Source organism: Pullulanibacillus camelliae (genome assembly GCF_014642655.1).
GTDB classification, from domain to species: domain Bacteria; phylum Bacillota; class Bacilli; order Bacillales; family Sporolactobacillaceae; genus Pullulanibacillus; species Pullulanibacillus camelliae.
In genome coordinates, this window is sequence record NZ_BMIR01000012.1 from 61,903 (window position 1) to 84,385 (window position 22,483).

Annotated in this window: 22 protein-coding genes; all 22 read right to left on the reverse strand. The window is 42.8% G+C overall.

Annotated features, from left to right (window positions below; translation table 11 throughout):
• Positions 1 to 153 precede the first annotated feature (153 nt).
• Complete coding sequence (gene rbfA, locus IEW82_RS12785; RefSeq protein WP_188694774.1) at positions 154 to 501, reverse strand: 30S ribosome-binding factor RbfA; 348 nt, start codon at positions 499 to 501, stop codon at positions 154 to 156.
• A gap of 14 nt (positions 502 to 515) precedes the next feature.
• Positions 516 to 797, reverse strand: coding sequence for a DUF503 domain-containing protein (locus tag IEW82_RS12790; protein WP_188694777.1), 282 nt, complete (start codon positions 795 to 797; stop codon positions 516 to 518).
• The gene (infB, locus tag IEW82_RS12795; RefSeq protein WP_188694780.1) at positions 794 to 3,067 is read right to left on the reverse strand and encodes a translation initiation factor IF-2; all 2,274 of its coding nucleotides are present in this window, start codon (positions 3,065 to 3,067) and stop codon (positions 794 to 796) included. Before infB ends, IEW82_RS12790 begins: the two co-directional genes overlap by 4 nt.
• 4 nt (positions 3,068 to 3,071) lie before the next feature.
• Positions 3,072 to 3,395, reverse strand: a complete 324-nt coding sequence (locus tag IEW82_RS12800; protein ID WP_188694784.1) for a YlxQ family RNA-binding protein — start codon at positions 3,393 to 3,395, stop codon at positions 3,072 to 3,074.
• Positions 3,392 to 3,664 (reverse strand): RNase P modulator RnpM, encoded by a 273-nt coding sequence (gene rnpM, locus IEW82_RS12805; protein ID WP_188694786.1) that lies wholly within the window; start codon positions 3,662 to 3,664, stop codon positions 3,392 to 3,394. Before rnpM ends, IEW82_RS12800 begins: the two co-directional genes overlap by 4 nt.
• 16 nt (positions 3,665 to 3,680) lie before the next feature.
• Positions 3,681 to 4,841: a transcription termination factor NusA gene (gene nusA, locus IEW82_RS12810; RefSeq protein WP_188694789.1), complete on the reverse strand. Its 1,161-nt coding sequence runs from the start codon at positions 4,839 to 4,841 to the stop codon at positions 3,681 to 3,683.
• Between the two features lie 87 nt (positions 4,842 to 4,928).
• Positions 4,929 to 5,402 carry a ribosome maturation factor RimP gene (gene rimP, locus IEW82_RS12815; protein WP_188694792.1) on the reverse strand — a complete coding sequence of 158 codons (474 nt, stop codon included), beginning with the start codon at positions 5,400 to 5,402 and terminating at the stop codon, positions 4,929 to 4,931.
• 213 nt (positions 5,403 to 5,615) lie between these two features.
• Positions 5,616 to 9,914 carry a PolC-type DNA polymerase III gene (locus IEW82_RS12820; protein WP_188694794.1) on the reverse strand — a complete coding sequence of 1,433 codons (4,299 nt, stop codon included), beginning with the start codon at positions 9,912 to 9,914 and terminating at the stop codon, positions 5,616 to 5,618.
• Positions 9,915 to 9,989: 75 nt separating this feature from the next.
• A complete protein-coding gene (locus IEW82_RS12825) occupies positions 9,990 to 11,627 on the reverse strand; it encodes a proline--tRNA ligase (protein ID WP_188694798.1) in 1,638 nt (545 codons plus the stop codon).
• Between the two features lie 196 nt (positions 11,628 to 11,823).
• Positions 11,824 to 13,068: an RIP metalloprotease RseP gene (gene rseP, locus IEW82_RS12830; RefSeq protein ID WP_188694799.1), complete on the reverse strand. Its 1,245-nt coding sequence runs from the start codon at positions 13,066 to 13,068 to the stop codon at positions 11,824 to 11,826.
• 60 nt (positions 13,069 to 13,128) lie between these two features.
• On the reverse strand, positions 13,129 to 14,283 hold the full coding sequence (gene dxr / locus IEW82_RS12835) for a 1-deoxy-D-xylulose-5-phosphate reductoisomerase (protein WP_188694802.1): 1,155 nt from the start codon (positions 14,281 to 14,283) through the stop codon (positions 13,129 to 13,131).
• A 30-nt stretch (positions 14,284 to 14,313) separates the two neighbouring features.
• Entirely contained in the window at positions 14,314 to 15,096 is a 783-nt protein-coding gene (locus tag IEW82_RS12840) for a phosphatidate cytidylyltransferase (RefSeq protein WP_188694804.1), read from the reverse strand.
• Positions 15,097 to 15,110: 14 nt separating this feature from the next.
• A complete protein-coding gene (gene uppS, locus IEW82_RS12845; protein ID WP_188694807.1) occupies positions 15,111 to 15,881 on the reverse strand; it encodes an undecaprenyl pyrophosphate synthase in 771 nt (256 codons plus the stop codon).
• Positions 15,882 to 16,123: 242 nt separating this feature from the next.
• Positions 16,124 to 16,681: a ribosome recycling factor gene (gene frr, locus IEW82_RS12850; protein ID WP_188694810.1), complete on the reverse strand. Its 558-nt coding sequence runs from the start codon at positions 16,679 to 16,681 to the stop codon at positions 16,124 to 16,126.
• A 3-nt stretch (positions 16,682 to 16,684) separates the two neighbouring features.
• Positions 16,685 to 17,410, reverse strand: a complete 726-nt coding sequence (gene pyrH, locus IEW82_RS12855) for a UMP kinase (RefSeq protein WP_188694813.1) — start codon at positions 17,408 to 17,410, stop codon at positions 16,685 to 16,687.
• A 115-nt stretch (positions 17,411 to 17,525) separates the two neighbouring features.
• Entirely contained in the window at positions 17,526 to 18,401 is an 876-nt protein-coding gene (tsf, locus tag IEW82_RS12860; RefSeq protein ID WP_188694816.1) for a translation elongation factor Ts, read from the reverse strand.
• 154 nt (positions 18,402 to 18,555) lie between these two features.
• Positions 18,556 to 19,335 carry a 30S ribosomal protein S2 gene (rpsB, locus tag IEW82_RS12865; RefSeq protein WP_188694819.1) on the reverse strand — a complete coding sequence of 260 codons (780 nt, stop codon included), beginning with the start codon at positions 19,333 to 19,335 and terminating at the stop codon, positions 18,556 to 18,558.
• Between the two features lie 198 nt (positions 19,336 to 19,533).
• Complete coding sequence (locus tag IEW82_RS12870) at positions 19,534 to 20,064, reverse strand: DUF6115 domain-containing protein (RefSeq protein ID WP_188694821.1); 531 nt, start codon at positions 20,062 to 20,064, stop codon at positions 19,534 to 19,536.
• 28 nt (positions 20,065 to 20,092) lie between these two features.
• A complete protein-coding gene (locus tag IEW82_RS12875; RefSeq protein WP_188694930.1) occupies positions 20,093 to 20,860 on the reverse strand; it encodes a FliA/WhiG family RNA polymerase sigma factor in 768 nt (255 codons plus the stop codon).
• Positions 20,861 to 20,903: 43 nt separating this feature from the next.
• Positions 20,904 to 21,389 (reverse strand): chemotaxis protein CheD, encoded by a 486-nt coding sequence (locus IEW82_RS12880; protein ID WP_188694825.1) that lies wholly within the window; start codon positions 21,387 to 21,389, stop codon positions 20,904 to 20,906.
• A complete protein-coding gene (locus IEW82_RS12885) occupies positions 21,382 to 22,014 on the reverse strand; it encodes a chemotaxis protein CheC (RefSeq protein ID WP_188694828.1) in 633 nt (210 codons plus the stop codon). Before IEW82_RS12885 ends, IEW82_RS12880 begins: the two co-directional genes overlap by 8 nt.
• Position 22,015: 1 nt before the next feature.
• Complete coding sequence (locus IEW82_RS12890; RefSeq protein WP_188694831.1) at positions 22,016 to 22,474, reverse strand: chemotaxis protein CheW; 459 nt, start codon at positions 22,472 to 22,474, stop codon at positions 22,016 to 22,018.
• Positions 22,475 to 22,483 lie beyond the last annotated feature (9 nt).

Below are 22,483 nucleotides of genomic sequence, written 5' to 3' on the forward strand. Positions count from 1 at the left end.
TGTAATTTTCCCCAATCACAAACTAAGGGGGCCTAAAAGCCTTAGGGAGTAAAAGTCACAGGTTTACTTATGCCAATACTCTCATCATCCTCCAATCATGTTAGCATAGGCTTATATTGTACAAGAAAGAAGGATAGACAAAAGCGTCTATCCTCAGTCTTCATCGTGAATATCATGAAGCAATCGGTTAATACGATTTCCATATTCAATCGATTCGTCAATCTCAAAACTTAATTCAGGTGTCTTACGAAGTCGAATCCGTTTCCCGATTTCTGATCGGATAAAGCCTTTGGCCTTATTTAATCCTTTTAATGTATCTGATTCCGAATCATTAGAACCTAGGACAGTGATATATGCTGTGGCTTGTTGAAGGTCTCCAGTCACATCCACTCCAGTCACCGTTACAAAACCAACTCTAGGGTCCTTAATGCGATTGGATATGATGTCACTCAATTCCTTCTTCATTTGTTCAGCAACGCGATTGACACGTAAATTAGCCAAAATCTACACCTCCATTACAGCCACTCATATCTTGTGCTCGCGCGCTCTATTTCAGCATTGCCATCCAATATGCGCAACGCGCGTTCCAATTCTTTCTCAACAGGGATTTTGGATGTTGCCACGGACACAAAAATGAGCTCTGTTCGTTGCCACACATCTTGGTGCCCAATTTCGGCACAGGCAACATTTAGCCGATTTTTTACTCGGGTTATAATGCTTTTAATGACTGAGCGCTTATCCTTTAAAGATTGGGCATTGTAAAGCATGCACTCACATGTCACTGAACCGATGATCACCGGGAGACTTCTTCCATGACGAAGGCTTCCATCGTATCGCCTTCCTTAATATCATTGAAATTCTCTAAAGTAATCCCACACTCAAATCCAGCAGTCACTTCTTTGGCGTCATCTTTGAAGCGTTTCAAAGTATCCACATGTCCTTCATAGATCACGATACCATCACGAATCAAGCGAATGCCAGCTTCACGGGAGACTTTCCCATCAGTAACATAACATCCAGCAATAGTACCAACCTTGGATACTTTAAAGGTAGTCCGCACCTCAACTTGACCAATGACTTTCTCTTCATATTCTGGATCAAGCATGCCCTTCATCGCTGCTTCCATTTCTTCAATCGCATCATAAATCACGCGATATAAGCGAATATCGACTTTTTCAGCTTCCGCTGTTCTTTTAGCATTGCCATCAGGGCGCACATTGAAACCAATAATTATCGCATTAGAGGCAGAAGCCAAAATGATGTCGGATTCAGTAATTGCTCCTGCTCCTGTATGGATAATGTTGACCCGAACACCTTCAACATCAATTTTTTTCAGCGAACCAGCTACAGCTTCAACAGAGCCTTGGACATCTGCCTTAACGATAACGTTGATCTCTTTGATGTCGCCTTCTTTGATTTTTTCAAAAAGGTCATCGAGGCTAACCTTTGATGTTTCCTTGCGTTCAGCCACACGATTTTTCTCAGCTCTCGCTTCACCAATTTGTCGAGCCTTTTTCTCATCCTCATAAACGATAAACATGTCTCCAGCACCAGGGACATCATTCAATCCAGTGATTTCCACAGGCGTTGATGGCCCGGCTTGCTTTAAGCGCCGTCCATGCTCATTGACCATTGCACGCACACGTCCGTATGTGTTTCCAACAACAATAGCATCGCCGATTTTTAATGTCCCATTTTGAACAAGCAACGTGGCAACTGGACCGCGCCCTTTATCGAGCTCCGCTTCTACTACAGAGCCGCGCGCTGCTTTATCTGGATTGGCTTTATAATCCTCTACTTCAGCAATAAGAAGGATCATTTCTAAAAGCTCATCGATCCCCTCTCCCTTAATAGCAGAAAGCTTGACGAAAATGGTATCTCCGCCCCAATCCTCGGCAATCAGACCGTGCTCAGATAATTCTTGCATCACGCGATCAGGATTTGCACCTTCTTTGTCCATTTTATTCACGGCCACTATGATCGGCACATTAGCCGCTTTGGCATGGTTGATCGCTTCAATAGTCTGTGGCATAACACCATCATCTGCCGCGACCACGAGGACAGTAATGTCAGTAATTTGCGCACCGCGCGCGCGCATAGTGGTAAATGCCGCATGTCCTGGTGTATCTAGAAAGGTTACCTTTTTACCCTCATGGGTGATTTGGTAGGCACCAATATGCTGTGTAATGCCCCCAGCTTCTGCATCGGTAACCTTAGTATGACGAATGGAATCAAGAAGGGTTGTTTTCCCGTGATCAACATGCCCCATAATGGTGACGACCGGTGGGCGACTAACCGCTGTTGCTTCATCGATATCCAAGCCTTCCTCTTCAAAGGCCGTTTCATCAACAAAGACTTCTTCCTCCGCTTTTACGCCGTAATCCTCGGCAATCAGCTGAATGGTATCTTCATCGATCTGTTGGTTCTTAGTGGCCATCACGCCAATACCCATGAGTTTTTTTATAATTTCAGTAGACTCTCGACCAAGCTTCTCTGCAAGTTCACTAACAGCCAAAGGCCCAGAATACGTGATTTTTTCAGGAAGCGGGGTTTGTTGCTTTGGCTTTTGTCCTTCATGGCGGTTGCGCTTGTTAAAACGTTTCCCTGACCGCTTTCCACCATTATTTCTATTCCGTGAATCATTCGGCTTAGCGCCTCGATTTTTGCCGTTTTCTCCATTGTTGGTTGGACGTTGTTGTCCTTTATTATTCTCTGAAATCACTTTATCATTTCCATTTCGATTTTTACGATTTTCTCTGACTTGTGACGATGGGGTATGACTGCTACGTTGGCCATTTTTAGCCTTTGCGTTTTCATTTGGTCGTTTCTGCTCGCGTGCATTGCCTGGATTTCCCGTCTTCGTTTCCTTTTGACTAGGCTTATTCCCGCGCTGTCTCTCTTGTTTTTCAGTACCAGATAGCTGTTTGTTAAGCTGTTGGATTTGTTCCTCAGTAATAACAGCCATATGGCTGGAGACAGGTGCACCTAAACGCTCTAACATATCAATAATTTTTTTACTTGGTACATTTTTTTCTTTTGCAAATTCATACACTCTTTTTTTACTCATATATTCACCCCCGCAATGATAGATCAAACAGAGTGACTAGTTTGTCACTGAATCCTTTATCAGTCACAGCAACAACGACACGTTCAACTTTACCAATTGCTTTACCTAGCGTTTGTCTGTCCGAAACGCTCCGCAAAGGGACCTTATAGGATGTGCACTTATTGGTAATGGTTTTTTTGGTTCGATCCGATGCATCCTCCGTTAAAATCACGATATTGGCTTTATTTTGCCGAATAGCCTGAATGACCTGCTCCTCCCCAGAAATAACCTTTCCAGCACGATTCGCTAAGCCCAAAAAAGAAAACCATCGGTCATTCGCTGCGCTCACTCCGCATTCTCCTCAACATGACTTTTCAATTCTTCATATAAAGCATCAGGCACTTCTGCTTTTAAATGCTTACTTAGCAGCTTTTTTTGCTGTGCCGTTTCAATACAGGTGATGTCTTTTGAAATATAGGCACCACGACCATTCTTTTTACCTGTTAGATCGAGGGTGACTTCCCCCTCTGGCGACCTCACAACTCGAAGAAGATCTTTTTTGTCCTTATTTTCTTGACAAACGATGCATTTTCTCAATGGTATCTTGCGCTTCTTCATGCGACTTCACCTCGAATTATAACGTATCTTCAGAGTCTGACGCGCCTTCAAACGCATCTTCTGAGCGATCGTTCACATCGACGTCTTCATCATCCCAGTCCGCATGATCATTGTCTGTGGCAGCTTTATTTAGCAATCCTAATTCCTCAGCATCAGACTCGCTCTTGATATCAATCTTCCAACCGGTTAACTTGGCAGCTAAACGCGCATTCTGACCGCGCTTCCCGATAGCTAGTGAGAGCTGATAATCAGGAACGATAACAGTTGTCGCCTTTTCTTCTTCATCAACAATGACATCGACCACCTTTGATGGGCTTAGAGCATTGGCAACATATTCTGTGGGATCTTCTGACCAGCGAACAATATCAATTTTTTCACCTTTTAATTCGTCGACAATCGCTTGCACGCGGGTGCCGCGTTGGCCCACACAGGACCCAACAGGATCGACCTCAGGATCTTCAGCATGAACGGCAATTTTAGAGCGGTCGCCCGCTTCTCTAGCAATCGATTTGATCTCGACAGTCCCATCATAGATTTCAGGAACCTCTAACTCAAATAGCCTTTTCAGCAAACCAGGATGTGTTCTTGAAACCAATACTGATGGTCCCTTAGTGGTATTTTCAACCTTGGTGATATACACCTTGATCCGATCATGAGGATGATAGCTTTCTGTAGGCATTTGCTCGGAAGCCGGCAGTAATGCTTCTAAGCGACCAAGGTCAACATAGATATAACGGTGATCCTGACGCTGCACTATACCTGTCATAATATCATCTTCTCGATCGATGTATTCCGAATAAATCACACCGCGCTCAGCTTCTCTGACACGCTGGGTAACAACCTGCTTGGCTGTTTGAGCAGCAATGCGTCCAAAGTTGCGTGGCGTGACTTCGATTTCAATGATGTCACCAATTGCATATTGTGGGCTGATATTATGCGCTTCGTCAAGAGATATTTGCAATCTCGCATCTTCAACTTCTTCGACAACATCCTTTTGTGCAAAAACTTTGATGGTTCCTGATTGATCATTGATATCCACTCGGACATTCTGCGCTTGATTGTAATTGCGCTTATAAGCTGAAATCAGCGCAGCCTCTAACGCATCTATTATAACATCCTTGCTTACACCTTTATCTTTTTCCAGAGCAGTAAGCGCATCCAAAAGGTCACTAGCCATTATTTAATCTCCCCTTTAGTTATCACCTGAGTGAAGCACGACCCAATCCAACACTCAGTGGCTTGAAATATTTTTTTAGTATATTTATTAAAAAATAATCGCTAATCTCGCATTGGCAATTTTGTCAATGGGTACTTGAATGTCAGTGACACGCGTTTTATGCTTAACAGAAACAGTAACCCCGTCTTCTGCCGCAGAAACGAGTCGCCCTTCAATTTCCTTATGTCCATCGATGGCCTCATAGGTAGTCAGGCGGACATCCTTCCCCACTGCTTTTTTGAAGTCTTCAATGCCACGCAATGGGCGCTCAGCACCGGGTGAGGAGACTTCTAAATAATAAGCATCATCGATGAGCGCCTCGTTTTGATCAAGTGCCTCACTCAAGCGTTCACTAACCCTTGTGCATGTATCCAAATCAACACCATGCGGAGAATCAATAAAAACTCTTAAAAACCAATTTTTCCCTTCCTTGACATACTTTAAATCAAAGAGCTCAAGATCAAGGTCATCAAGAATTGGTTCAATGAGTTCTTTGGCTGATTCAACAATTCTTCCAGCCACTCGATTTCCTCCTTTCTATCGCAATCCTATTAACCATAGTTTTGCCCAATAACGTTATGTAAAAACAGGCCTTATTCACTTTAGCTTTTTTATGAAAACGAAAGAGTGGGAAAATCCCACTCTTCTTAGCCGACCTATTCTCTAGTATTTCCTTTATTACTATATCATACCCATCAAGAATATCGCAACTCTCAGAACAAAAAGCTGACGGTATTAGAAAAGGGAGAGCTGATTAGCCTCAGGTAACCCTTGCAGGCAGCCTTGCTGATCTAGGTATTCGATCACAGTTTTTGACAGCTTTGCTCGGCGCTGCAGGTCTTCTTTTGATAAAAATTCGCCATCTTCACGCGCCTTAGCAATGTTCAATGCCGCATTTGTTCCTACGCCTTGCAGAGCATTAAATGGTGGAATTAATGCCTCACCATCAACAATAAAATCCGTCGCACTCGATCGATATAAATCAATGGGCTTAAAAGAAAACCCACGTTCACACATTTCACGAGCAATCTCAAGAACGGTGAGCAAGTTCTTTTCTTTAGGTGACGCATCAAGTCCCTTGCCTTGAATCTCATCGATTTTTGCTTTAATCGCTCCGGCACCACGCCGCATTGTATCAATATCAAAGTCATCTGCTCGCACTGAAAAATACGTCGCGTAGTATAGAATGGGATGATGCACTTTAAAATAAGCGATGCGAACAGCCATTAAAACGTAGGCTGTGGCGTGGGCTTTTGGAAACATATATTTAATCTTAAGACATGAATCGATGTACCAATCTGGCACATTATTGTTCTTCATCTCTTCGATCCATTCATCAGTTAGCCCTTTTCCTTTACGAACGGACTCCATAATTTTGAAGGCTAATGAAGGATCCAAGCCCTTATGCATTAAATACACCATGATGTCATCACGACAGCCGATGACATCCTTTAACTCACATATCCCTTGATTAATCAGTTCATCAGCATTATTTAACCAAACATCAGTCCCGTGGGACAATCCAGAGATTTGTACCAATTCTGCAAAAGTGGTCGGACGGGTTTCTTCAAGCATCTGTCTAACAAAACGCGTGCCAAACTCAGGAATCCCCAGCGTCCCTGTTTTACAACCGATCTGTTCCTCTGTTACACCTAGGCTTTCGGTGTTACTAAAAATTTTCATCACTTCGGGATCATCTGTTGGAATCGTTTTTGGATCAATTCCACTTAAATCCTGAAGCATCCTGATCGCCGTCGGATCATCGTGTCCAAGAATATCAAGCTTTAACACATTATCATGAATGGAATGGAAGTCGAAATGCGTCGTCCGCCACTCAGAATCCTTATCATCAGCTGGAAACTGGATGGGAGTGAAATCATAGACATCCATATAATCTGGAACAACGATAATACCTCCAGGGTGCTGCCCTGTCGTCCGCTTAACACCCGTACAGCCCGCCGCTAATCGATCGATTTCAGCCCCACGAAAATGAAGATCATAGTCACTTTCGTACCCTTTTACAAAGCCGTAGGCTGTCTTATCGGCAACCGTACCAATGGTTCCTGCGCGATACACGTAATCCTCACCAAACAGTTCCTTCGTATAATTGTGCGCACGGGGTTGGTAATCACCTGAAAAGTTAAGGTCAATATCAGGCACCTTATCTCCTTTGAACCCAAGGAAGGTTTCAAAAGGAATGTCGTGGCCATCCTTGATATAGTCTTGTCCACACTTAGGACATTTGGCATCCGGTAAATCGAAGCCACAGGCCACACTGCCGTCTGTAAAAAATTCTGATTGGTAGCAATGCGGACAATAGTAATGCGGCGGCAGTGGATTAACCTCTGTAATCGACATCATCGTGGCCACAAAGGACGAACCAACCGAACCCCGGGAGCCCACCAGATAACCATCATTCAAGGATTTTACAACCAATTTGTGAGAGATGAGATAAATGACCGCAAATCCATGACCAATGATGCTGGACAGTTCTTTCTCCAAACGTTTTTCCACAATTTCAGGAAGCTCATCTCCATAACGGCGACGTGCTTCTTTATAGCTCATTTCACGAACTTCTTCGTCCGCACCTTCAATTCTAGGTGTGTAAAGATCATCTTTAACCGGTGTAATATCAGCAATCCTATTAGCGACAAGATGAGTGTTGTCAATGACGATTTCCTCGGCGACCTCTTTGCCGAGGAAGCTGAATTCCTCAAGCATCTCTCCTGTTGTACGGAAATGGACAGGTGGCTGTAATTGTCGGTTCAACGGATTTCCCGCCTGTGACTTGATCAGGATTTTGCGATAAAGGTATTCATGTTCATCAAGGTAATGAACATTTCCTGTCGCTACCACAGGCTTGTTCATTTTCTTTCCAAGATCAACAATGTTGCCGATGATTTGACGCAAGGCCAGTTCATCATTCACAAGCTCTTTCTCGATGAGATGCTGTTGGATAGACGGCGGCTGCACTTCAAGATAATCATAGAAGGCTGCGACTTTTTCCGCCTCTTCTGCAGACTTCTGCATCATGGCTTCAAACACCTCACCTTGACTGCAGCCCGAGCCAACAATAAGTCCTTCACGATATTTGGTTAATAAAGAACGTGGAACACGCGGAACGCGATAAAAGTAATTGACATGAGAAGAAGAAATCAGCTTATATAGATTTTTGAGTCCTTCTTGAGTTGTCGCCAAAATCGTACAATGACTTGGTCTCACGCGCTCAAAATTCCCCTGACCTGTATTTTCATTCAATTGATCATGTAACGTAATCCCCTTTTCAAGGGTATCCTGAATCATTTTCCACAATAAGTAACCCGTGGCCTCTGCATCATAGATAGCGCGGTGATGCTGTGTCAGCTCAATATTAAATGCTTTACACAAAGTGTTTAAACGATGGTTTTTCATATGTGGGTAAAGAAAACGGCCGAGCTCTAACGTATCGACAACAGCATTGGCAGCTTTTGGCAACCCTACCCTTTCATAACCGGTGTTTAAAAAGCCCATATCGAATTGCGCATTATGGGCAACAAGGACACTGTCACCTGCAAATTCATGAAATTGTTTTAGCACGACGTCAATTTCTGGAGCATCACGGACCATATCATCGGTAATGCCTGTCAATTCAATCGTCGTGGTCGACAGTGTTTCATGAGGATTGGCAAACGCTTCAAAGCGATCGATAATTTCTCCATTTTTCACTTTAACTGCTGCCAGTTCAATGATCTTATGGTAGATGGCAGAAAGCCCTGTTGTTTCTACGTCGAAAACGACATACGTCGCATCTTGAAGCGCAATAGGTTGTTCATTAAAAGCAATCGGCACACCATCGTCGACCAGATTAGCTTCCACACCATAAAGAATCTTCACACCATGCTTCTTACCTGCGGCATGAGCTTCAGGATAGGATTGAGCTACCGCATGATCGGTAATCGCAATCGCTTCATGTCCAAATTGCTTGGCACGCGCCACTAATTCACTAGCTGAAGGCAAAGCATCCATTTGACTCATAGTCGTGTGGGCATGAAGTTCAATCCGCTTTTTCCCCTCTGGAGCATCATCTGTTTTCACCTGCGGAGGGAGCTCCCAAATATCCTTGCCTAGCATGACGAGATCGCGGACAAACGTATCGTTCTGCACCCCGCCGCGAACTTTGACCCATACACCTTTTTTTAAGCCGGCAAGCTTTTCATTGTCTTCTTTATCACGTAAAAAGACCTTGACGAGGATTGAATCGGTATAATCGGTAATTTTAAATAATGCCAAGGTTCGTCCACTGCGCAATTCACGAAACTCAACGTCAAAGACGTAGCCTTGCGTTGTAATGCGTCGTTCCTCTTCTGTGATATTCTTCAAAGGCACGGGCTCATCATCTATCGCATAACCAAAGCGTATTGGGCCAACCGGCGCGGAAGGAGCAGTCTCCTCCTCTTTCTTTTTGCGCTCTTGAAGGGCCTGAAGTGCTTTTGTCATGCTTTCTTCCTCAGTCTGCTTTTTGAACGCTTCGATCTCCTCAGTCGATGTGTTGACTTTAAAGTCGACCTTCACCCCCTGAAACCCTAAGAGAGCATACTGATCGACAAGAAACTGACCTAGCTTCCTTTTTAATGCCCCGGCTTCTGTATCACTTCTTGTCTCGACCACCAAACACTGATCGATATATTTAGGCATTTGATTCCTTAGTAGAGGAGCAGAAGCAGGCGAGGTCATTGCCACCTTTTCCACAATCACTGGCCAATAAGCAGGCAGAAAATCCTCGTGCCCTGTTTGTTCTGAACACGTCAATGAAAAGGACACATCTGTCGTGATGTGTCTAAAGGATTGTTTGAGCTGTTGATCGAACCATTGATACACATGTACAGGTAGCGGACGGTCAATACGAAATTTAAAATGCCAGCTCTTTTCTTTTTGGAGGACGGTAAGCCGCTCAATCGAACCATTTTGAAAATGCTTGTCGATGATTTCATCTGGCGCTTCGATTTGTCGAAGTAAAATGATCAATCGCTCTTGCTTTGTTTTTCCTTCAACCACGGTTTTTCCATCCCTTTCTTTATAAAACTTGAGCCTAGTCAAGCCTTCTTTTTATCTAGTGGTATTGATCCATATCTATGATAGATGACCTTCTATAAAAGCGGCGACTTCATCTACAGAAAGCTCCATAGATTCACCCGTCCGTCTTACTTTTACTTCGACGATCTGCTCAGAAGCTTTCTTGCCGACTGTCACACGGATAGGACAACCAATCAGATCCGAATCAGCGAACTTAACCCCTGCGCGTTCATTACGATCGTCCAACAAAACATCATACTGATGACCTAGCTCCTGATAGAGCTTTTCTGCAAGAGTCTTTTGCTCATCATTTTTCATATTAATAGGCATGATATGCACTGCAAACGGAGCAAGAGCAGTAGGCCAGCACAAGCCATTTTCATCAGAATGCTGTTCAGCTACGGCTGAAAGCGTTCTGGAAACACCAATGCCATAGCACCCCATAAGAAGAGGTTGACTTTTTCCATTTTGATCTAAAAATGTGGCATTCATCGCTTCACTATATCGTGTTCCCAGTTTGAACACTTGTCCCACTTCAATGCCGCGAGCAAATTGAATCGTTCCTTTACCATCTGGAGATGGATCGCCCTCCTTAATCATCCGGAGGTCAGCAAATTGAACATTGCTTAAATCCCGCGCTGCATTCACATTAAAATGCAGGGTCTTTCCACTAGCTTCGATGACACCATTAACAATGTTCTTAATTCCATTATCAGCGAGAATCGTCACATTGTCAAAGTGTGTTAAGATATCGTTTTGCGACCAATTCATAGCCTCTGGGGCCGCTTCAAGCAGTGTAGCGTTCAGCGCATTTTTCACTTTAATATCATTAACCTCATCCCCCGCAGCATATAGTACTGCAACAAGCTGATCCTCATTATCTTTGAAAACTTGAACGTGAATAAGAGCCTGTCCATCTTGCTTGGCTTGCCCCTCATCTAAAGGCAGCATGGCTTCATCAGAAGCTTTTGGGATAAACGTGACTTCTGCCATTTCAATGTTAGCCGCATAATCAGAGCTATCCGAGTAGGCAATCGTATCCTCTCCCACTGCTGCTAAGGCCATAAATTCATGGGTATCCTTGCCCCCCATTGCCCCAGAGTCCGCAATAACCGCTCTAAAATCAAGCCCACATCGTGTAAAGACATTGGTATAAGCCTCATACATTTTCTTATATCGTTCATCTAAGCTCGCTTCGTCAGCATGAAAAGAATAAGCATCTTTCATGATGAATTCACGGCCTCGCAACAAGCCAAAGCGCGGACGGCGCTCGTCACGGTATTTGGTCTGAATTTGATAAAGGGTCATTGGCAGTTTTTTATAGGTGGTCAGCTCATCGCGGACAAGACTAGTAATAATCTCTTCATGAGTTGCACCGAGAGCAAAATCACGGCCATGGCGATCCTGAAGACGCATTAATTCAGGGCCATAGATATCCCAGCGTCCTGTTTCATGCCAGAGCTCAGCAGGCTGAATGGCTGGCATTAATAATTCTAAACACCCCGCACGCTCCATTTCTTCTCTAACAATCGCTTCAATTTTTCTTAAAACCTTATACCCAAGTGGGAGATAAGAATAGATCCCTGAAGCATTTTGACGAATAAAGCCTGCCTTTATTAATAAACGGTGGCTGACACACTCAGCATCAGCAGGATTTTCCTTTAAAGTCGGTATTAGCATCTGACTTTGTTTCATGAATGATGATGCCCCTTTCAAGCTTAAATCAAGTTTCAAAAATTTAAGCGCGCATAACTGTATGATCTAATTATAAACCGTTTGGCCAACGCCCTGTCAATGACAATCTTACCACGCTACAAGTAGCGTGGTAAGTGTCTGACTCCATGCCATAGAGCAGTGCCTAAGGCATGTGGCCATAGATTTGAATAGCTTTCTACATAAATAGTTTTTGAATGTCATTCCAAGTCACAACAATCATTAAAAGCATCAAAAAGGCAAAGCCAATAAAATGAACAAGTGTTTCACGTTTGGGGTCTACTGGCTTACCACGCAGACCTTCAACAAATAGAAAGAGCAAACGGCCGCCATCTAAAGCAGGTAATGGTAAAAGATTGACAACCCCTAAGTTAATGCTTAACACTGCTGTCCAACGCATCACCCAAAAGATACCGTGATCGACCACTTGACCTGTTAAATTATAGATGCCGACCGGTCCAGAAAGTTGGTCAAGCCCAATGGCACCTGTGACGAGCTGTTTAAAGGCTTCAACCTCCATTTTAATCCAATAATAGGTTTGCGTTACACCACCCTTTATTGAATCCCAAACGCCTTTTTCAAAAGGTTGATTCACACCAATAATGCCCACACCTTTTTCATTCTTTGACGTGACTTTGACCTCTTGAATATGGTGATCACGTTCAATTTTGAGCGTCAGTGCTTGGTTTGGGCGCTTATTAATGTAATTAGCAATATCCGAAAAGCTTTCCATCGTTTGTCCATTAATGGCAAGAACGCGATCCCCTTCCTGCAAGCCAGCTTGGGCTGCTGGATCAGTTGAAATCAATTTACCTAAAAGGGGTTTCTCAGACGGCACGCCTTGTATGGAAAATAAAATCACAAAGACAATAAACGCCAGCAAAAAGTTATTGAATGGTCCTGCAAATATGGTCAAAATACGATCTAGCAATGATTTAGAGCCAAATTGCCGATCAAGTGGTGCAATTTGAAAAGCTTGCCCATCCATCACATATTCTGCTTTACGGTCGATAGGAAAATCAAAGCGTTCCCCTTCTTCCTCTTCATAGCCTTGAATGACAAGATCCTTTTCAAGATCAGCATAATCGACTGTGACCATTTTAGCATTTGGGTATTTATTTAATTGATTGATAATGATTTTGGATACGGAATCCGCTCGATTAAACATTAGACCAATCCGATGACCAGGTTTAATGTCAATCACTTCAGGATCCTCACCAGCCATTCTAACAAAACCGCCAATGGGAAGGAGTCTTAAAGTATATACTGTTTCTTTCTTCTTAATTGAAAATATCTTTGGACCAAAACCTATTGCGAATTCTCTACAAAGGATTCCCGCTCGTTTCGCTAGCAATAAGTGCCCGAGTTCGTGAAATGATATGAGAAGCCCAAAGATGATGACCACAGCAATAAATGTCTCCAAAAAAATCACCTCTGTATGTCACGCCATAAGTACGCGTATCATACTTACTCTTTGACAGTTTTATCGTTGCCTTATCGCTTCTTGTACCGCCCGTCTTATTTCCTTATCCACCATGCGAATCGTCTCAAGCGTCGGATGCTGAATAGTATGATGCTTTTCAAGCGCTTGAAGAACCAACCCCTCAATATCCAAGAAGGTAACAGCCCCTTTTAAGAAGGCAGCGACAGCCTCCTCGTTGGCTGCATTTAGGACAGTAGGCATCGTTCCTCCTGCCCTTCCGGCATCGTAGGCAAACTTTACCGAGCGGTATCTTTCCATGTCAACTTTTTGAAAATGCAGCTGACCTACTTCCCATAAGTTTAACTGTTTTGTATCAGTCAATTCAAGTCTATCCGGGTAAGTGAGCGCATATTGTATCGGCAAGCGCATATCAGAATGACCGAGTTCTGCAATCACACTATTATCAATGTATTCAACAAGAGAATGGACAATGCTTTCCTTATGGATAAGAACATCAATCTTTTCATAGGGAACATCAAATAACCAATGCGCTTCGATGACCTCCAAGCCCTTATTCATCATTGTTGCAGAATCAATAGTGATTTTAGCTCCCATTGACCAATTAGGGTGATTGAGCGCCTCTTCTATTGTTACATTATGTAATTCATCTCGCGTTTTATCTCTAAAGCTGCCTCCTGAAGCTGTGAGAATAAGCCGTTTAATCTGGGACTGCTTCTCACCGTTTAGAGATTGAAAAATCGCGGAGTGTTCACTGTCGACCGGTAAAATCGGCACATGCTTTTCTTTGGCAGCCGCCATGACGAGATGCCCTGCCGTAACAAGCGTTTCTTTATTCGCTAAGGCAATGATTTTACCTGCTGCAATCGCCGCTAATGTCGGCTCTAAACCAATCGAGCCTAGCACCGCATTAACCGTGACATCTGCTTCAGGGTAAGCGGCTACCTCTATTAATCCCTCTAATCCATAGACGACTTTGACAGGAGATGCGAGCTGCCCCTTCAGCTTATCTGCTGTTTCCTTATTTTTAACGGAAACAAGCTTTGGCCGGTGTGTATGGATCAATTCTAAGCCCTTGTCCACATTTTCTCCAAAGGCTAATGCAACAATTTGAAAATGCTCAGGATGGTGACGAACAACATTATCTGTTTGGACTCCGACTGATCCGGTGGCTCCTAGCAAGCTTATTTTTTTCATCGTAGACCTCTCCTTATTAGATTCCTGGACTTATATCAAATGGAGGATATAAAGCACCGGTAAAACAAAGATCCAGCTATCTACCCGATCCAACACACCACCGTGACCAGGAAGAAGTGTTCCCGAATCCTTGACATCATAGTGGCGTTTAAGTGCTGACTCAGCAAGATCACCAATCGGACCAAACACAGCGATTAAAATCGTCATAACGATGAGATTCATTGTCGTATCCTCAAACCCAATGACGAGTTGCAAAATAATCGAGATAATCAGTGCCGCAATAATCCCACCAACCATACCTTCGATTGTTTTATTTGGACTGATATGTGGAGCAAGTTTATGTTTACCAAATGCCCTTCCAAAGAAATAGGCACCAGAATCTGTCGTCCATATTAAGATGAGGATAAAAAGAACAAGCGAAAGGCCATCATTACGCACTTCTGACAGAAGCATAAAAGCAAAGCCAACATATAAAGCTGAAAATACAGTCAAGGCTGCATTTTCAAATGAAAACGATTGGTGAGAGAACACAGTCACAATCAATAAAATCAAGGTTAAAGCAATGACAATATCAATGATTGGATAAGAGATGACATGTTTTTTGATTTCTGGGTTTAAGACCATTAAAAAAACTGCGATGCCTCCCACAATACCTGGTAAGGAAGCCCTTTTTATTTTCGCCATGTGTATGCATTCTAAGAAGGCGATGATCCCCATCATTGCAGAAAATAAAGCAAAGGGAACCCTACCTATGATTAGAAAGGCTAAGAAAAGAGCCCCTGCTAACACACCCGTTATAATTCTTTGCTTCACTAACAAAAACTCCTTTAGCCTTTAACGCCACCGTAGCGGCGCGTTCGAAGATTGTACTGAGTAATAGCCTCTTTCAAATGGTCTTCCGTGAAGTCAGGCCAATACACCTTGGTAAACCACAACTCTGTATAGGCAAGCTGCCAAAGCATAAAATTGCTTAGTCGCAATTCTCCACTTGTTCGAATCAGTAAATCCGGATCTGGAAATGATTTGGTTAACAAGTAATCTGAAACCAACGCTTCATCAATTGCTTCAACAGATAAGTCTCCATGCTGAGTGTCCGACACAATTTGCTTAATGGTTTCAGTGATTTCATGACGACTTCCATAATTTAAAGCAAAGTTGAGAACCATTCCATCATTTTCCTCTGTCTGACGTTTCGCTTGATTCACTGCGTTTTTCGTATGCTGAGGCAATCTGGACTCATCACCCATTACTCGAACCTGAACATTTTCCTCAATCAGTTCCTTAAGATAGGTCGTTAAGAACTGTTCAGGAAGCTTCATAAGAAAATCGACCTCATCCTTGGGACGTTTCCAATTTTCCGTTGAAAACGCGTAGAGAGTGAGTACTTTCACCCCTAATCTACTGGCTGCTTTCACGATTTTTTTTACAATTTTCATTCCTTCGCGATGCCCAGCGATTCTCGGGAGTCCGCGCCCTCTCGCCCAACGACCATTCCCATCCATGATGATAGCAATATGTTCAGGAATCTTTTCGAGATTATACGTTTCATCATTATTCTCTTTTGTCTTTGTGTTTCTAAAGGCAAGCTTTTCAAGCATGTGGGTTCCTCCCATTACTCAGATATATCTCAAATAAAGAAAACTTGACTTGTGCCGCTTCGCTTAGTGCTCCTGATGTGATTATAAAACAATCACACATCAAGGCTGCGCACAAATCTCAGGTGGCGAAAAGTTCGAAGATTACCTTAAGCGCCCTGCTTAACAGGTCTATCTTTTTATAGCTATAAGAGTACGGCATGAAAGAAGTGTCTTCCTTCATGCCATTCATATCCATTGAAGGCTTAGACCTCCATGATTTCCTTTTCCTTATTTGAGCAGATATCATCGATTTTCGTGATGGCTTCGTCGGTGATTTTTTGCACTTGATCGGAAAACCGGCGGTGTTCATCCTCAGTAAGCTCACCATCTTTTTCAGCTTTTTTCAAGCTGTCATTCGCATCACGGCGAATATTGCGCACCGCAACTTTGGCATCCTCACCTGATTTTTTCACTTGTTTAACAAGTTCCTTTCTGCGTTCTTCGGTTAACGGTGGAATGGAAATACGAATGATATCACCATCGTTGTTTGGTGTCAAACCGAGATCAGCCATTAAAATTGCTTTTTCAATATCCCCCAATATGGACTTATCATAAGGCTGAATCGTGAGCAGACGCGCTTCAGGTACGGAAATGCCAGCCAATTGATTAAGCGGTGTATCCGCACCATAATAATTTACTGTAACGCGATCTAAAATTGAGGGATTGGCTCTTCCAGCCCGAATCGTTCCCAGTTCTTTCGTTAGAGCATCCGCTGCTTTCCCCATCCGTTCTTTTGTATCTTGAATGATTTCTGCTGTCATTTTTTATTTCCCCCTGACAATCGTTCCGATTTCTTCACCGAGAACGACACGTTTTATATTTCCTTCTTCTGTAATTGAGAATACAACAAGTGGAATATCATTGTCCATACAGAGCGATGAGGCGGTGGAATCCATAACAGCCAGCCCTTCGTTAAGTACATCTAAATAGGAAAGCTCATCATATTTTTCAGCATTTTTGTCAATCTTTGGATCTGCTGAATACACGCCATCCACCTGATTTTTTGCCATCAATATGACATCCGCTTCAATTTCTGCCGCCCTAAGTGCAGCCGTTGTATCTGTTGAAAAATAAGGATTACCCGTTCCCGCTGCAAAAATAACCACGCGTTTCTTTTCCAAATGACGGATGGCTCTTCTTCTTATGTAAGGCTCAGCCACTTGTCTCATTTCAATGGATGACTGCACGCGGGTTTCAACTTCTAGCTTCTCTAATCCATCCTGTAATGCTAAAGCATTCATAACTGTAGCTAACATCCCCATATAGTCAGCAGTCGCACGATCCATGCCCATTTCACTACCAACTTTTCCACGCCATATGTTTCCTGCACCAACAACAACAGCGACCTCTACATCTAATTCTACTATTTCTTGAATTTGGCGTGCAACGGATTTTATCACTTTCGGATCAATGCCGTAGCCTTGCTCTCCAGAAAGTGCCTCACCGCTCAACTTTAACACAACCCGTTTATACTTGGAATTTGCTACCACAGCCAGTCACGCTCCTTATTACATTGATAATCTTACTGTTGAGACATTGTGCCGTCTCTTTGAAAATAGGGAACACAAAGTGTTCCCTACTCATCGTCATTTCAATTGTATTAGCTTACTTTTTGATTTGCGCTTGCACTTCTTCAGCAAAGTTTTCTTGACGTTTTTCCATGCCTTCGCCAACTTCATAGCGAACAAAGCTTTTTACTTCTAATCCTTTACCAGCAAGATATTTTTTCACCTTTTGGTCAGGGTCTTTAACAAAATCTTGTTCAACAAGGCAAATTTCTTCAAGGAATTTATTTAAACGGCCTTGCACCATTTTTTCAACGATGTTTTCAGGCTTGCCTTCATTAAGCGCTTGTTGCTTAAGCACTTCTTTTTCATGTTCTAACTCAGATTCTGGAACTTCACTTTTATCTACATATCGTGGATTGATCGCAGCAGCATGCATCGCAATATCTCTCGCTGCTTCATCATCATTTCCTTTTAATACTGAAAGCACTGCAATACGTCCGCCCATGTGGATATATTCACCAAAGCTTTCGCCGTCAGATTTCTCAACAACCGCGAAGCGACGCAAGGAAATCTTTTCACCGATTTTAGCTACCGCTTCATTGATTTTATCATTCAATGTTTCAGCTCCGATATTCAAGGCAAGCGCGTCATCCAAAGTCGCTGGTTTTTCTTTGATAAGCAATGCTAAAATGTCATCAATTAACGTTATGAACTGATCATTTTTCGCAACAAAGTCGGTTTCTGAATTAACCTCAACAATGGCAGCAATATTGCCATCAATTTTAGTTTTAGCTAATCCTTCAGCCGCTACACGATCCGCTTTTTTCGCTGCCTTCGCAATCCCTTTTTCACGAAGAAGATCGACCGCTTTATCGAGATCACCGTCTACCTCTGTAAGAGCTTTTTTACAATCCATCATACCAGCACCGGTTTTTTCACGTAATTCTTTGACTAATTTCGCACTAATTGCCACAGTATTGCCTCCTTATGATTATGTAACGCATCATTAAATTTGTTATAGCCAGCAGATAACTCTGATGGTTCAAGGTGGTTATCTGCCTCACTCCTTAAAAAAAGGTGATAAAGGGTTATCCGCCCCTTATCACCCTTTTGTTAGTTGATCTATATTATTCAGCTGTAACTTCTTCTTCAGCTGCTTTTTCAGTTACTTCTTCAGCTTCAGCTGTTTCAGCTTCCTCAACGACTTCTTCAGGTGCATTTTCTTCACCTTGGTGAGCTTCAAGAATCGCATCAGCCATTTTACCAGTAAGCAATTTTACGGCGCGGATGGCATCGTCGTTACCTGGAATGACGACATCAATTTCATCTGGATCACAGTTCGTATCCACGATGGCAATGACCGGAATATTTAATTTATGTGCTTCAGCAATAGCAATGCGCTCTTTTCTAGGATCAATAACGAAAAGTGCATCTGGAAGACGTTCCATGTCCTTGATACCGCCTAGGAATTTTTCTAGACGCTCATGTTCTTTGTTTAAACCAACCACTTCTTTTTTAGGCAAAACATCAAATGTGCCATCTTCACGCATTTTTTCAATTTGCTTTAAGCGATTGATCCGTTTACGGATGGTTTCGAAGTTAGTGAGTGTTCCACCTAACCAACGATGGTTGACATAGTACATGCCCGAACGTTCTGCTTCAGATTTCACAGAATCCTGTGCTTGTTTCTTCGTACCAACAAATAAGATTTGTCCGCCGTCTGCAGCAAGCTCTCTGACAAAATTATAAGCTTCTTCAACCTTTTTAACGGTTTTTTGCAAATCAATAATGTAGATTCCGTTTCTTTCTGTAAAGATATAAGGCTTCATTTTTGGGTTCCAACGGCGTGTTTGGTGACCGAAGTGAACACCTGATTCTAACAGTTGTTTCATTGAGATAACTGCCATTTTTTTGTTCCTCCTTGGTTTTTTCCTCCGCCCACTTCATTTTTGCACAAGACCCTATCCTACTTGGCACCGATGCACAAATCACTGAGCGTGTGTAGTGTGTGTTGACACCAACGATTAATATAGCATACTTTTTTTCCAATGACAATAGTCAACGGCTTTTTTCTGCAAATCTCTTACAATGTGGCCACGGAAAAATTAAGACTGTCTTTTGTTATGAATGTTAATGATGAGTTCAACCTCACCCTTACCTTGATTGAGCTGTTGAGCAATAGCCTCCACGCTTAAGCCAGATTCGTGAAGCTGCAATATCCTTGAAGCCATAGATTGTTCTACGGTATCCTCAACATCCTCAGTAGGCAGCCCGCTAGGTTCCTCGACAATCATCGATGCCTTTAGCTGCTCCGCAAAGGAAGTTTTGTTCTCCTTGGGGGCCGGAGGTGGGGCTGAGGATGGTCCAGGTTGTTTTTTTTCTGCGACCGGCTCAGAGGCGGGGACTTGCTCCTGCTTTTTTTCTGCGTTCTCCAATCTTTTAAGGCGTTTAATCAAGTCATCGTTTTCCTGACGTATTTCTTCAAGATAATGGTCGAGCGTTACTTGAATGCTTTCTTGATCAACACCACCAGTCATGTCATTCTTTAATTTGTTCATCCTTTGGACAAGGATCACGATCAGATAAAAGGCAACAAGATGCAGACATAGGCTAAAAATAATAAATACGTATTCCAAACGATGGGGACCTCCTTTGTGTCCAAGCTCACAGCTCATTAAAGAGCATGTTCGCCTCTAATACCTTTTTCAGCTTTAAAAGAGCCTTTGAGTGAATCTGCGACACCCTTGATGTCGAAACAGAAAGCACCTTGCCAATCTCCGTAAGGGTTAATTCCTCGAAATAAAAAAGGCTAACAACCAGCTGCTCTTTTTCATTTAAAGTGGCCAACTGCTCTGATAAGGCGGCAATCATTTCCTCCTTAATCAGCTTCTGTTCAGGCTTCTCCGTCTGTTTATCTTCAATAAGATGAGCAATTTGGTCATGGCGATCACTCGATGAAAATTCATCATCAATAGAAATCATATTGCCTAAGAAACTGTCAGTAATAATGGCTTCTACCTCTTCAACGGAGCTTCCCATTTCTTTGGCGATTTCTTCAATGGTCACGTTTCTTCGATATTTTTGTTCTAAACGCTCCACAACGGCATCAATTTTTTTGCTTTTTTCACGAAGTGTTCTAGGAACGGGATCATCTCGTCTTAAGCCATCAAGGATCGCACCACGTATTCTAAAGGAGGCATAGGTGTCAAACTTTAATTCCCTTTTTGCGTCAAACTTCACTAGTGCATCATATAAACCCATAAAGCCATAACTCATCAGTTCATCCCGCGATACCGTTTTTGGCAGGCCGACACCAATTCTTCTGACGTGAAACTGCACCAGTGGTTCATAACACTTTATTAGAAAATCTGCAGCGTCTGGATCTTTCTTTTCAAGCCATTGTTTCCAATAGAACTGTTGATCCTCTTTCATTGTGTCTAGCACGACGCGTACCTCCCATCAAACATTCCTAGAATCAAATCGTCTTATCACCTTTTGTAACCGTATGAATGTGCAGCGCTTTGGTCTCGTTTATAAATCGAATCGTCCGTCCAAAATTGCCCCCTACATCTTCTCCCTTAAGCTGTAAATGTAAAAGGTCCAACTGCTCTTTCACCGCTTCAACATTACGCTGACCGATATTGGCAGTCCAGTTGGTGGTTGTCCGAAACATCTCCGCTCCCCCAGCCATTTTCGCTCGGATGTTTTCTTTAATTGCTCCTAATGCTAACAACTGCTTCAGCAGTTCTGGTACTGCCGTATTAGCAAATTTTCCTGGTGGATATGCCTTTCCGCGGCTGATCTCACTATCAGGCAGCATAATATGGGCCATGCCGGCTATCGGCTTTTGTAGATCATAGAGAACGAGTCCAACACATGATCCAAGTCCTGAACAGCGCAAGCTTGCCTGATCACAGGCCATTTTAATATCGGATAAGCCAACCATCAAACTATCAATCATTATGTTTCTCCATTTGTTTTAAAAATACAAGCAAAAAACTGGGGTCAGGCAAAAAGGTGAAGGCACTTTTAATCGTCTTCTGCGAACGTTCATTGTATAAAGCCGTATGAATGATCATCGCATCATCCTCATATAAAGACAGATCAATTAAGCCCTCTGTCAAAATAACATTTTTCATGTCCACACATACTTCTGGAGGCGATACAAAGCTGTTGACCCCCGAAAAATCAGACAGGGCAGAAACATATGAGCCCGCCAAAATATTGCCAATCTCAGCAAAGCCAGAACTATATAGTGATTCCGTTAGCAACATATCTATATTAAATGCGTCAGCCTGGATAAGAGGCTGTATCAAATATTCCACTTCTTCTAACGCAAACATGATGAAAAGATGACCCGAAATTCCTCCGTTTACTTTGAGATAAACGGCTGCCACTGGCGATTCAGCTTCCTCCGTCATCAACAACTCAGAAAATGATGCGATATCAACAGAAGGAACAGACATATTAATCGGTTGATTTAAGATTTGTGATAAAGAGGTAGCTGCATGACCAGCTCCAATGTTAGCCACCTCTTTGATAAGATCCAAATGCTGAGCGGTTAGCTGTCTTAACGACATTTCCATGTCAAACCTCTAATTGCTTAATTATTTCAATATCATTCGGATCCAAAATCTTATCCAAATTCAATAGAATCATCAGTCCTTCTTCAAGCTTGGCCACGCCATTCAAGTACTTGGCATGAATGCCACCTGCCACTTCAGGAACTGGATCAACGTCATCTTGAGTAATATCCAAGACATCCTTTGCTGTATCAATGAGCAAGGCGACACGAATATCCTCTGATTGGACAATTGCTAAGCGCGTCGATTCAGTAATGTCACTCGTCCCAATATCAAATTTACTGAGTAAATCTATGACTGGGAGAATCATCCCCCGCAAATTAATAACCCCTTTGATAAATGGGGCAGTATTGGGTACCCGCGTGATGTTCATTGGTTTTTCTACGGATATCACTTGCTCAACAGGTGCGCCATACACTTCATTCTTTAATGAAAAAACCATATATTTATTGACTTCTGCCATCTTTTCCAC

What these genes read in the sequence shown, in the direction of transcription:
- infB (WP_188694780.1), bottom strand. Translation starts at nt 3,067, where the DNA reads ATGAGTAAAAAAAGAGTGTATGAATTTGCAAAAGAAAAAAATGTACCA.
- rnpM (WP_188694786.1), bottom strand. Translation starts at nt 3,664, where the DNA reads ATGAAGAAGCGCAAGATACCATTGAGAAAATGCATCGTTTGTCAAGAA.
- nusA (WP_188694789.1), bottom strand. Translation starts at nt 4,841, where the DNA reads ATGGCTAGTGACCTTTTGGATGCGCTTACTGCTCTGGAAAAAGATAAA.
- IEW82_RS12825 (WP_188694798.1), bottom strand. Translation starts at nt 11,627, where the DNA reads ATGAAACAAAGTCAGATGCTAATACCGACTTTAAAGGAAAATCCTGCT.
- dxr (WP_188694802.1), bottom strand. Translation starts at nt 14,283, where the DNA reads ATGAAAAAAATAAGCTTGCTAGGAGCCACCGGATCAGTCGGAGTCCAA.
- uppS (WP_188694807.1), bottom strand. Translation starts at nt 15,881, where the DNA reads ATGCTTGAAAAGCTTGCCTTTAGAAACACAAAGACAAAAGAGAATAAT.
- frr (WP_188694810.1), bottom strand. Translation starts at nt 16,681, where the DNA reads ATGACAGCAGAAATCATTCAAGATACAAAAGAACGGATGGGGAAAGCA.
- rpsB (WP_188694819.1), bottom strand. Translation starts at nt 19,335, where the DNA reads ATGGCAGTTATCTCAATGAAACAACTGTTAGAATCAGGTGTTCACTTC.
- IEW82_RS12875 (WP_188694930.1), bottom strand. Translation starts at nt 20,860, where the DNA reads ATGAAAGAGGATCAACAGTTCTATTGGAAACAATGGCTTGAAAAGAAA.
- IEW82_RS12880 (WP_188694825.1), bottom strand. Translation starts at nt 21,389, where the DNA reads ATGATTGATAGTTTGATGGTTGGCTTATCCGATATTAAAATGGCCTGT.
- IEW82_RS12885 (WP_188694828.1), bottom strand. Translation starts at nt 22,014, where the DNA reads ATGGAAATGTCGTTAAGACAGCTAACCGCTCAGCATTTGGATCTTATC.
- IEW82_RS12890 (WP_188694831.1), bottom strand. Translation starts at nt 22,474, where the DNA reads ATGGCAGAAGTCAATAAATATATGGTTTTTTCATTAAAGAATGAAGTG.